The following is a 12,169-nucleotide window of genomic DNA, read 5'->3' as shown; positions in this document are numbered from 1 at the left end:
AAGACCTGAATTCATGGCTCCCTGTTCAATAATTTATTTTTAAATGGCAAGATATACTGGTCCAAAAACAAAAATCGCCCGTAAATTTGGTGAGGCGATCTTCGGAGACGATAAAGCCTTCGATAAAAGAAATTACCCTCCAGGGCAACATGGCCTGTCAAAAAGGAGAGGTAAAAAATCAGAGTACGCTGTTCAGCTAATGGAAAAGCAAAAAGCTAAGTACTCATACGGTATCCTTGAAAAACAATTCAGGAACCTGTATGAAAAAGCCGCTGCCACTAAAGGCGTTACCGGCGAAGTACTTTTACAGCTATGTGAGGCAAGGCTAGATAATGTAGTGTACAGAATGGGTATAGCACCTTCACGCAGGGCTGCCAGGCAAATAGTTGGCCACAGGCATATCACTGTAAATGGAGAGTTGGTTAATATACCTTCATATCATTTAAAACCCGGAGATAAAGTAGCGGTTCGTCAAAAATCTAAATCGCTTGATATTATTACAAATTCTTTATCAAATTCATCTCATGTATATGAGTGGATTACCTGGAACAACGAAACACAGGAAGGTACTTTTGTTAGCGTTCCTGCCAGGATTCAAATACCGGAAAACATAAAAGAACAGCTTATCGTTGAGTTGTATAACAAATAATAATTGACATTAGTCGAAAATATGGCAATATTTAATTTTCAAAGGCCCGATAAAGTTATCATGATTGATTCTACCGATTTTCAGGGGAAATTCGAATTCCGCCCCCTGGAGCCCGGTTATGGATTAACAGTAGGTAATGCACTAAGAAGAGTTTTGCTTTCTTCGCTGGAGGGGTATGCAGTTACTTCAGTTCGCATTGAAGGTGTAGAGCATGAATTTTCTACCATACCTGGGGTTGTTGAAGATGTTACAGAAATAATACTTAACCTTAAGCAGGTGCGTTTTAAACGCCAGATAGAAGATATTGATAATGAATCGGTATCTATATCTGTAGGCGGCAAAGATCAGCTTACTGCCGGTGACTTCCAGAAATTTATTTCAGGTTTCCAGGTGTTAAACCCGGAACTTGTAATCTGTAACATGGACAGCAAAATAAACATAAACATGGAACTTACTATAGAAAAAGGCCGTGGATATGTACCCGCTGAAGAAAACAAAAAGCAAAACGTGGCTATAGGAACTATATTTACAGATTCTATTTATACACCTGTAAAGAATGTAAAATATACCATTGAGAACTTTCGTGTAGAACAAAAAACCGACTATGAAAAGCTGGTTTTTGAAATTATTACCGATGGTTCTATTCATCCTAAAGATGCGCTTACTGAGGCAGCAAAAACGTTGATACACCACTTTATGCTGTTCTCTGATGAAAGGATTACACTTGAGGCCGATGAAATTGCCCAGACAGAATCTTATGATGAAGAATCACTTCACATGAGGCAGCTGCTTAAAACCAAGCTGGTAGATATGGATCTTTCTGTAAGGGCGCTTAATTGCTTAAAAGCGGCTGAAGTTGATACATTAGGCGACCTGGTATCGTTCAATAAAAATGACTTGATGAAGTTCCGTAACTTCGGTAAAAAATCGCTTACAGAGCTTGATGAGCTTGTGGCGTCTAAAAACCTGCACTTCGGTATGGATTTAAGCAAATACAAACTAGATAAAGAATAAAGTAGTCCGTACCGTTTTTGGTCAGGAAAATAATATAGAGCAATGAGACACGGAAAAAAAATAAATCATTTAGGCAGGCAGGCTGGCCACAGGAAACTGATGCTGGCAAATATGGCCTGCTCATTGATAGAGCATAAGCGTATTAATACTACTGTTGCTAAGGCTAAAGCACTTAAACAGTATATCGAGCCTTTGGTAACAAAATCTAAAGAAGATACTACCCACAACAGGCGTATAGTTTTTTCTTACCTTCGTGATAAATATGCAGTAACTGCCCTTTTTAGGGAAGTTTCTGATAAAGTGGGAGACCGCCCCGGAGGTTATACCCGTATCATTAAGCTTGGTAACCGTTTAGGTGACAACGCAGATATGGCAATGATTGAATTTGTAGACTTTAACGAGCTTTATAACGTAACTAAAAAAGAAGCTAAAAAATCAACCCGTCGTGGCCGTACCAAAAAGGTGGCTGATCCGGTTGCTGAGGCTCCTGCCGTTGAACAAGCACCTGCTGTTGATACAGACGAAAACAAAGAAGCTACAGAATAATTTATGATTATTTAAATTATTGATATAAAAAAAAGGATAAACTATTTAGTTTGTCCTTTTTTTTTGTAATCCTTAATCGTTATAGGGTTACAGTAAATGCAAAAATAGTACAGGGTTTCTGTATAACGATTTTTTAAAGTAAATTTGCAATAACACAACATTAATTAAGCTACATGAAATATCATAACAGGAATAAAGCGTTACTTCTTTTGGCAGATGGCACTGTATTTTACGGAAAGTCTATCGGGATAGAAGGAACCACTTTTGGTGAAGTATGCTTTAATACCGGTATGACGGGATACCAGGAAATATTTACAGACCCCTCTTATTTTGGCCAGATTATGGTAGCTTCTAATGCCCATATTGGTAACTACGGAACCAATGATGAAGAGGTAGAAGCAGATAAAATAATGATATCGGGCCTTGTGTGTAAAAACTTTAGCTTTAATCATTCAAGGGTTAACAGTACAGAAGGGCTAAAGCAATATTTTGAAGAACAGCATCTGGTAGCCATATCTGATGTAGATACCCGTGCCCTTGTGAGCTACATACGCGAAAACGGCGCTATGAATGCCGCAATTTGTACTGATGGCACCCCTGTTGAAACCTTAAAAGAACAATTGGCTAATGTGCCGGATATGAACGGCCTGGAGCTTTCTTCAAAAGTATCTACAAAAGAGCCGTATTTTATTGGTAACCCAGATGCTAAATATAAAATCTCTGCATTAGACCTTGGTATTAAAAAAAATATACTGAGAAACCTTGCAGCCCGTGATTGCTATATTAAGGTGTTTCCGTATGATGCCGGTTATGAAGAACTTAAAAGTTTTGAACCCGATGGCTACTTTTTATCTAACGGCCCCGGAGACCCGGCGCCACTTTTAGTAGCACAGGAAACCGCACGCAGGATACTGGCCGAAAATGAGCCGGTATTTGGTATATGCCTTGGGCATCAGGTATTAGCGCTTGCTAACGGTATACCTACTTATAAAATGTTTAACGGGCATAGGGGGATAAACCACCCGGTGCGAAATATACTTACAGGAGAGGGAGAAATCACCTCGCAAAACCATGGTTTTGCAGTAGAACGTGAGGCATTGGAAAACAACCCTGATTTTGAAATTACCCACGAACATATAAATGACGGCACTGTAGCAGGTATGCGCATGAAAAATAAAAACTGTTTTTCAGTACAATACCACCCTGAGGCAAGCCCGGGTCCGCATGATGCTACGTATCTTTTTGATCAGTTTATACAGGGTATAAATGAAGCTAAAAACAAAAAATAATTATAAAATCAATTCCTAAAAACGATTATGAGCATTATTATCAAAGTACACGCAAGACAAATACTGGATTCACGCGGAAATCCTACAGTAGAAGTAGATGTAATTACTGAAAACGGTATTTTAGGCAGGGCTGCAGTACCATCAGGTGCTTCAACCGGAGAGCATGAAGCTGTAGAGCTTCGTGATGGTGGTTCGGCCTATATGGGTAAAGGAGTATCTAAAGCTGTTGAAAATGTAAATACTACTATTGCTGCTGCCATAGTTGGCATGTCAGTATTTGAGCAAAATGCTATAGATAAAGCCATGATTGAGTTAGATGGTACAGAAAATAAATCTAAACTTGGCGCTAATGCTATTTTAGGTGTTTCTCTTGCAGTGGCTAAAGCGGCTGCTAATGAGCTTGGCCTGCCGTTATACCGTTATGTTGGTGGCGTATCAGGCAACACATTGCCTGTGCCGATGATGAACATCGTAAACGGTGGATCGCACTCTGATGCGCCCATCGCTTTTCAGGAATTTATGATTTTCCCGGTTAAGGCTAAAGATTTTACCCACGCTATGCAAATTGGTACAGAGGTATTTCATAATTTAAAAAAAGTATTACATGATCGTGGCCTGAGTACCGCAGTTGGAGATGAAGGTGGTTTTGCACCTAACTTTGCCGGTGGTACAGAAGATGCACTTGACACTATAAAACTGGCGGTTGAAAAGGCAGGGTACAAATTTGGCGATGATGTAATGATTGCGCTTGACTGTGCTGCTTCAGAATTTTATGTAAACGGTAAATACGATTATACCAAGTTTGAAGGGGAAGGTGCCAAAATACGCACATCGGCAGAGCAGGTAGAATACCTTGCTGAACTTGCTGCAAAATACCCTATCATTTCTATTGAAGACGGTATGGAAGAAAATGACTGGGAAGGCTGGAAACTGCTTACCGAAAAAATTGGCGATAAAATACAGTTAGTAGGGGATGATTTATTTGTTACCAACGTAGAGCGTCTTTCTAAAGGTATAGAAAATGGTATTGCCAACTCAATACTTATAAAAGTAAACCAGATTGGTACACTTACCGAAACTATTGCTGCTGTAAATATGGCACACAATGCCGGGTATACTTCAGTAATGTCTCACCGTTCGGGAGAAACTGAAGATACAACCATTGCAGACCTTGCTGTGGCGCTTAACTGCGGGCAGATTAAAACCGGTTCGGCTTCACGTTCAGATCGTATGGCAAAATACAACCAATTGCTTCGTATAGAAGAAGAGCTGGGCGATGTAGCTTATTTTCCGGGTGTAAAAGCATTTAAGGTAAAAGCTTAATTCATAGTTTTATACATACTATAAACTGCCCGCTTTTAGCGGGCAGTTATTTTTAAAGTAGGGTGATTTTGGTTACAATTGTTATTACTATAAGCTAGCTGATAATTTTTAAACCAAAATCATTTTTATGAAAAAGAAATTTTTACTCCTAAGCATATTTTTAATTACGATTTGTTCTAATGCACAAATTATAAATATTCCAGACGCTAACTTTAAGGCTAAGTTGTTGCAGGGAGGTGGATATCCGTTATATTACGCTGTAACAAAAGATGTTAACGGACAGTCTATATTGGTTGACAGCAATAATGATGGAGAAATACAGGAAGCTGAAGCATTGCAGGTATATGAAATGAATATTATTGACAGCAATGTAGCTTCTTTAGAAGGAATACAGTATTTTACTAACCTTACAACATTAAGGTGTTCAGAAAACCAACTTATAACGCTTAATGTGTCAATGCTTTCAAACCTTATGTATTTTGATTGTTCTGTTAATCAGTTAACCACTATAAATATTCCCGGAAATTTAACAACATACAATTTTTCCGGCAATCTTATTACAAGTATAGACTATGCCAGTTTAACTAACGTCCAGCACTTTTATTGCGATAGTAATCTTTTAACCAGCCTTAACGCTCAAAGTTTTCCTAATATAAATACTCTGAGCTGTAGCAATAACCCTTTAACAGAACTGGATTTATCCGGGTTGAGTAACCTGCAGTATGCCATCATAGCTAATGTTGAATTAACAAGTTTAAATCTTACAGGTCTTTTAAGCCTTGAATATATAGAAATCAGCGATTCGCTACTGGAGCATATAGATTTTAGCAACTGCCCCGCATTGTTTTATTTTCATGTGTATGATAATCCTAACCTTGTGTCCGTAAATATTAAAAATGGCGATACAATGTTAGCTCCCCAGGAGTGCTACGTAGTAAATAACCCTTTGCTGGAATCTATTTGTATTGATGAAGGGGAAGAGGTAATTTTAGCCGAAAATGATGACTTTGATAATATTACCCTTACTACCGATTGTGAATCAACAATAATTCCTTACAACACAATAACAGGCCATATAAGCTTTGACTTAAATGCCGATGGTTGCGATGAGAATGATGGAGCAGCTTATTTCGCTAAAGTTGAATTAACCGATGGCACAGTAACAAGGTACCAATATGTAAATTATCAGGGCGACTATTCATTTTTAACTGAAGATGGAAGCTTTACTGTTACACCGGTTTTTGAACAGCCTTTGTTTACTTATTCGCCAACTGATGCACAGGTAAATTTTACAGCTATTGACGGTTCTGTGGCTACAGAAGATTTTTGCCTGATGGCAGACGGCGATCATCCTGATGTGGAAATAATTATTACACCAATGTCTACAGCTACCCCGGGTTTTGATGCTATATACCGTATTATATGCCGTAACAAGGGCAACCAGCCACTATCAGGTACTTTTACGTTTACTTTTGATGACAGCCTGCTTACTTTTGACCAGGCAACTGTAACCCCTGATGCTGTTAACGCTGGTGAGTTAACCTGGAATTACAGCCTTATGCCCTTTGGTTATGAAATAGTAATGGTATCACTTCCTGTAAACACACCTAATGATACCCCGCCCGTGAATATTGATGATGTATTATCTTTTACAGCTACTATAAATCCGGTTACAGGTGATGATACGCCTGATGATAATGTTTTTACTTTTGAGCATGTAGTTGTTGGTTCTTATGACCCTAATAATATTATTTGCCTGCAGGGCGATACCGAGCCAGTAGAGAGAATAGGGGAGTACCTGCATTATACCATCAATTTTGAAAACATAGGTACTGCCGCAGCACAGTTTGTAACAGTTACAGATGAAATTGATGCAACAAAATATGATGTAAGCACATTGCAGGTGCTAAATAGCTCTGATGCTGTTTCGGCAACTTTAGAGGGCAATATAATAACCTTCAGGTTCGATGATATTAACCTGGCACCAGAAGCACACGGCAATGTAACCTTTAAGATAAAATCACTATCTAGCTTACAGGCAGGCGATGCGGTTATGAACCAGGCAAGTATAGTATTTGATTATAATGAAGCAATAGTAACAAATGAGGCAGTTACAACTTATGAAACTACTGCTGACATAAAAGATGTTGTTACAGCAAATGTGTCGCTATACCCAAATCCTACAAAAAATGTTGTAACTGTTGAAGCCTCTCAAACCATATCATCAGTACGCATATTTGATGTACAGGGAAGGCAGCTAAGTATTGAAAAAGGCGGTGCAACTTCAGCCCAAATTAATATGCAGCCATATCCCAACGGGGTTTATCTGGTAAAAGTTACTACAGATAAGGGCACGTCATCCCATAAAATAATAAAGCAATAATTGTTAAAGCCTCCTTTTGGGAGGCTTTAATTTTTCAAATTCTAAACCATAAGGCTTAAATTCTAAACCGTTTTACATTATTTCAAAAGTAAGCAATACATTTGCAGCTATTAAAAAGGTGTATATGAAGCTTTTGAAACAGTTGCCTTTTTTGCTTTTTTTTATCTGTTTGCATTCCTTAGCCCAAAACCGGGCTATAGATAGTTTAAAAAACCGGTTAGAAAATGCTAAAACAGTGCTAGAAAAGGCAAACATGCTAAATGAACTGGCTGCTGCATATGAAAATGCCCCGCCACTTATGGAGCAATATGCCAAAAAGGCAATCAAGCTGGCAAAACAGGAAAAACTGTTGGAATCTGAAGCGCAGGGCTGGCAAAACCTGGGTAATGCCAATATTATTCAAAGCAAATATACCAGTGCGCTAAGGTGCTTTACCAATGCACAAACTATTTATGAACAGCTGGTTACTACAGCTACAAAAAATAACCAAGTATATTATAAAGAAGGCCTCGCCAATATATACGGCAGTATAGGTATAGTGTGTTCAGAACAAAATAATTACGGCAAGGCGCTTGAATATTATTTTAAAGCATTAAAGTTATTTCAGGAAACCGGGCAGGAAGCCGTAATGGCTATAGTATACAACAATATTGGCAACATTTATGATGCCGAAAAAGAATATGGCAAAGCGCTTGATTATTTTAATAAAGCCCTTTGGATACATAAAAAATCAGGCGACCTTTCTTCGGCTGCCATTACCATAAGCAATATTGGTAAAATATACCTGGCCCGTGATGAAGACAGCAAGGCCTTACAGTCTTTTAACGAAGCAGAAGGGTTATTTAAGCAGGATGAATACCAAAGGGGGCTTGCGGAGTTATATAATAATTTCGGAAATTATTACCTGAAAAAGGATGATAACCTTCGTGCAGAAAAGTATTTTAATAAAGCTATTACTGTTTTTGAACAGGTAGGCGAAAAATATGGTACGGCGTCCTCACTATATTATCTGGGAGAGTTAAATGCCTCTCAGGGTAATGATACCAAAGCCATAGCCAATTTTCAGAAATCGGCAGATTATGCCCGTGAAATCGGCGTTCCTAAACAGGTAATGAAGTCTGAAAAAGCACTTAGCGACCTGTATGAAAAAACAGGCAATCCGCAACAGGCCCTTGCCCACTATAAAAACTATACTGCTGCCAGGGAAAGCATTAATAATGCCGAGAATATTAAAAGCATGGTGCGCGAGGAAATGAATTATGAATTTGAACGCAAGGCAGCACTGCAAAAAGTTGAAACCGAAAAAAAACAAGCCTTGTTTAATGAACAGGCTAAGAGGTATAAACTGCAAATGTTATTCACAGGGTTATTGTTACTGCTTCTTTTTGGTATAGCTTTTTTAGTATACAGCAGGCTGCAGTTAAAAAAGACCCTCACCCTGCAACGCGACCTGGCAGAATATGAGCAGAAAGCATTACACCTGCAAATGAATCCGCATTTTGTATTTAACTGCCTCGGGGCTATTTCCGCATTTATTGTGCAGAACGGAACCGATTCAGCTATAAAATACCTCTCAAAATTCAGCAAGCTCATGCGGTTAACGCTCGAATATTCTAAAGAATCCCTTATACCTATAGATAAGGAAATCGAAGGGCTTCAAAATTACCTGGAGCTTGAGCAGCTGCGTTTTAATAAAATGTTTACTTTTAATATTAGCAAAGCTGCTGATATAGAAGATGATGTGGCGCTGCCGCCATTGCTTATACAGCCTTTTGTAGAAAACGCCATCATGCACGGTATTGTGCCTAAAAAGCAACTGAATGATGATTATGAAGGTGTTATTACTATAAATTTTCTCATTGAAGAGGATAAGCTGGTTTGTATTGTTACAGATAATGGTATTGGCATAAACCGCTCAAAACAAATTAAGGAAAACTCGGTAACAGTGCATAAATCGCTGGCGCTCGAAATTACCCGCAAACGCCTTGAGATAATTCAGGAGTATACCTCAAAAGCTTCATATGTAGAAATTGATGAGCTTACCAATACCTCCGGCCAGGCTACCGGTACAAAAATAACCCTGTATTTACCCATACAATATATAGATAAAAAGAAATGATTACGGCTTTACTTATAGACGATGATAATAACCTGCGCAATGGCATGAAAAGCCTTTTGGCGCGTTATGCTCCGGAGATAGATATAGTTGGTGAAGCCGATAGCGTTAAAACAGCAATTACTGCCATAGAGCAGCATAGGCCTGATGTTGTTTTTCTGGACATACAATTAGGAGACGGCACCGGCTTTGATATACTGGAGCAATTAGCCCAAAAACACGGCAACATTGCCCAGCATGTGGTTTTTATTACCGCACACGAGCAGTATGCTGTTAAGGCATTCCGGTTTAGTGCGTTAGATTATTTATTAAAGCCTGTTGACCCGGAAGATCTGGAAAAAGTACTTGATAAAATTAAAAAAATTGTAACCACCAACGATGGTTTTGCGCATATAGACCTGCTGTTGGAGAATATACGAAAGAAAGTAGATAAATTTAAACGTATTGCCCTGTCTACTTCAGATGGTATACACCTGTTTGAAGTCAGCGATATTATCCGCTTGGAATCACAGGATAATTATACCAAATTTTACATAAAAAACAGTAAACCTGTACTAATAGCCAAAACCCTGAAAGAATATGAAGATATGCTGGGGGAAGAAGGTTTTGAGCGCATTCACCAGTCGCACCTTATCAATCTGGCGTACCTTAAATCGTACATAAAAAAAGATGGGGGCTATGCTATAATGGCCGATAACAGCCACCTTCCTATATCACAGCGTAAAAAAGAAAGGTTACAGGAACTGTTAAAGTCATTGTAACGAATTCTAAATGGAACACGCTAAATTCTAAATAAAAAGTATTTTAGTAAAGTATACTGTTTATATTTGAAAGTTTATAGTGCAAGAAAACAGGTTGTTATGAAAGAAAAGTTACTATTGTTCCTCATATTAATTTCATTTGGGATAAATGCCCAGGATATTAATTTTACCGATCCGGTTTTTAAAGCCGTGCTGCTCTCTGCCACAACATCAAACAATGTGGCAAAAAACAACTATGGCAATGCTATAGTTGTTGATGCCAATGCTGATAACCAAATACAGCAGGATGAGGCACTGGCCGTATTTACGCTTGATATTTCAGGCAGTGGCATAACAGATGTTACAGGTATAGAGTATTTTACCAGCCTGCAAACTCTAAATTGCAATAATAACAACCTTACACAATTAGACCTTAATAGCAATACCGCCCTTACATATCTTGATTGTACCGCTAACAACCTGCAAATGCTTTTTATAAAAAACGGGCAGGATGAAACCCTGGCTCCGGGCACATGGTCATCAAACATACCGCTTCAGTATGTATGTGCAGATGATTTTCAGGTAGCAGCGCTTGCGGGTACATTGCCTGGTTCAATAAATCTTAATGCATATTGCTCCTTTACACCCGGAGGCGATTACAACACTATTACAGGTACGCTTACAGTAGATGCAGATAACAATGGCTGTGACAGTGCTGATCCGGTGCAAAGTTTTATTAAAGTTACTGTAAATAATGGTACAGAAGATATTTCTGTTTTTACTAATCCTTTTGGCGGCTACAACTTTTATACACAGCAAACAGGTACTTTTACAGTTACCCCTCAGTTTGAGGAGCCGGTTTATTTTTCTGCAACCCCGGTTACTGCACCGGTAAATTTCCCGGTAATAGATAATACTATAATTACACAAAATTTTTGCATAACCCCAACGGGTGCTAATCCTGATATAGAAATAGTTATGGCCCCGGTAGTAGAGGCAGTGCCTGGTAATACAGCGCATTATAAAATGGTGTATAAAAATAAGGGTAACCAAGTGGTTAGTGGTAATGTGCAATGCACATGGGACTACACTTTGTTTGATTTTTATAGCAACAGTTTTACTCCTGCTCCTGACAATACACAAGTGGTAGGAGATATGGCAACGTATACCTGGAACTTTACTAACCTGCAGCCTTTTGAAAACAGGGAAGTCACAATTTCTTTAGGTGTCCACACAAATACAGATGGCTATCCCGTAAATGAGGGTGATGTAATATCTTTTTATGCCAGTGCAAACCTAACTGGAGATATAGCACCACAAGACAACACCTATCAGCTGGATCAAAAAGTTATGGGAGCAGTAACAGCTAATAATATTGTGTGTATTGAAGGAGAAACAGAACCTGGTACAGCTATAGGCGAATACCTTCATTATATAGTAAATTTTAAAAATATGGGTATGCAAACTGCCAACTCGATAGTTATAGAACAGGAAATAGACCCGGCGCAGTTTGATAGTAATACGGTTGAAATACTCAACAGTTCACATAATGTAAATGCCAGAATGAGGGGCAATATTTTGCAGGTTATTTTTAACAATATAAACCTTGCTACAGATGATCATGGTAATATACTTTTTAAAGTAAAAACAAGGCCAAGTCTGTTAGGCGGTACATCAGTAAACAGTCAGGCCAGGATATTTTATGATTATAACCCGCCGGTACAAACCAATATAGCTACAACATCATTCGGTACTATGGGGGTAGATGATTTTATCAAAAACAGGGTAGCGGTATATCCGAATCCTTCTGATGGCATAGTGAATATTGTAAGTGATGAAAATATAATATCAGTACAACTTTATGATATACAAGGCAGGCAATTACAAACCGAAAGTAAAAGTGGTACAGAAGTATCGCTTGATCTTTCCGGAAGGCCTAAGGGAATATATCTAGTTAAAATTATCACCAATAATGGTGCAAGTATTTCAAAAATTATGAAGAAATAAAGGTTTTGAATTATTTTTTAGAAAGGGGGCTGTCTCAAAAGGGACAGCTCCTTTTTTTTATAATCAATTCTGATTTCTCTTTATTTACTGATTTATATGTAT

Annotated in this window: 9 protein-coding genes; all 9 read left to right on the top strand. The window is 38.4% G+C overall.

The genetic code is table 11. From position 1 onward, the window contains the following. The first annotated feature begins 43 nt into the window (after positions 1–43). The 9 genes from rpsD (at position 44) to ABS766_RS15250 (ending at position 12,067) form a co-directional block, all read left to right on the top strand. Positions 44–649, top strand: a complete 606-nt coding sequence (gene rpsD / locus ABS766_RS15290) for a 30S ribosomal protein S4 (protein ID WP_408086066.1) — start codon at positions 44–46, stop codon at positions 647–649. 21 nt (positions 650–670) lie between these two features. Further along, a complete protein-coding gene (locus ABS766_RS15285; RefSeq protein ID WP_408086121.1) occupies positions 671–1,663 on the top strand; it encodes a DNA-directed RNA polymerase subunit alpha in 993 nt (330 codons plus the stop codon). A 42-nt stretch (positions 1,664–1,705) separates the two neighbouring features. Next, entirely contained in the window at positions 1,706–2,209 is a 504-nt protein-coding gene (gene rplQ / locus ABS766_RS15280) for a 50S ribosomal protein L17 (protein ID WP_408086065.1), read from the top strand. A 173-nt stretch (positions 2,210–2,382) separates the two neighbouring features. Then, a complete protein-coding gene (gene carA, locus ABS766_RS15275; protein ID WP_408086064.1) occupies positions 2,383–3,498 on the top strand; it encodes a glutamine-hydrolyzing carbamoyl-phosphate synthase small subunit in 1,116 nt (371 codons plus the stop codon). Between the two features lie 27 nt (positions 3,499–3,525). Then, positions 3,526–4,821 (top strand): phosphopyruvate hydratase, encoded by a 1,296-nt coding sequence (gene eno, locus ABS766_RS15270; protein WP_408086063.1) that lies wholly within the window; start codon positions 3,526–3,528, stop codon positions 4,819–4,821. A gap of 127 nt (positions 4,822–4,948) precedes the next feature. Continuing rightward, positions 4,949–7,204 carry a DUF7619 domain-containing protein gene (locus tag ABS766_RS15265; protein WP_408086062.1) on the top strand — a complete coding sequence of 752 codons (2,256 nt, stop codon included), beginning with the start codon at positions 4,949–4,951 and terminating at the stop codon, positions 7,202–7,204. Positions 7,205–7,439: 235 nt separating this feature from the next. Further along, on the top strand, positions 7,440–9,323 hold the full coding sequence (locus ABS766_RS15260) for a tetratricopeptide repeat-containing sensor histidine kinase (protein WP_408086061.1): 1,884 nt from the start codon (positions 7,440–7,442) through the stop codon (positions 9,321–9,323). Further along, on the top strand, positions 9,320–10,081 hold the full coding sequence (locus ABS766_RS15255; protein WP_408086060.1) for a LytR/AlgR family response regulator transcription factor: 762 nt from the start codon (positions 9,320–9,322) through the stop codon (positions 10,079–10,081). Before ABS766_RS15260 ends, ABS766_RS15255 begins: the two co-directional genes overlap by 4 nt. 99 nt (positions 10,082–10,180) lie before the next feature. Continuing rightward, positions 10,181–12,067: a T9SS type A sorting domain-containing protein gene (locus ABS766_RS15250; RefSeq protein WP_408086059.1), complete on the top strand. Its 1,887-nt coding sequence runs from the start codon at positions 10,181–10,183 to the stop codon at positions 12,065–12,067. Positions 12,068–12,169: the final 102 nt, after the last annotated feature.

Source organism: Flavobacterium rhizosphaerae (assembly GCF_046000445.1).
In the GTDB taxonomy this organism is placed as follows: Bacteria; Bacteroidota; Bacteroidia; order Flavobacteriales; family Flavobacteriaceae; genus Flavobacterium; species Flavobacterium rhizosphaerae.
Note: the sequence above shows the minus strand (reverse complement) of the source record. Positions and strands in the feature narration are given on the sequence as shown.

Bases quoted from the DNA above. Each gene is read 5' to 3' on its own strand.
- rpsD (WP_408086066.1), top strand. From the start codon at position 44: ATGGCAAGATATACTGGTCCAAAAACAAAAATCGCCCGTAAATTTGGT.
- ABS766_RS15285 (WP_408086121.1), top strand. From the start codon at position 671: ATGGCAATATTTAATTTTCAAAGGCCCGATAAAGTTATCATGATTGAT.
- rplQ (WP_408086065.1), top strand. From the start codon at position 1,706: ATGAGACACGGAAAAAAAATAAATCATTTAGGCAGGCAGGCTGGCCAC.
- carA (WP_408086064.1), top strand. From the start codon at position 2,383: ATGAAATATCATAACAGGAATAAAGCGTTACTTCTTTTGGCAGATGGC.
- eno (WP_408086063.1), top strand. From the start codon at position 3,526: ATGAGCATTATTATCAAAGTACACGCAAGACAAATACTGGATTCACGC.
- ABS766_RS15265 (WP_408086062.1), top strand. From the start codon at position 4,949: ATGAAAAAGAAATTTTTACTCCTAAGCATATTTTTAATTACGATTTGT.
- ABS766_RS15255 (WP_408086060.1), top strand. From the start codon at position 9,320: ATGATTACGGCTTTACTTATAGACGATGATAATAACCTGCGCAATGGC.
- ABS766_RS15250 (WP_408086059.1), top strand. From the start codon at position 10,181: ATGAAAGAAAAGTTACTATTGTTCCTCATATTAATTTCATTTGGGATA.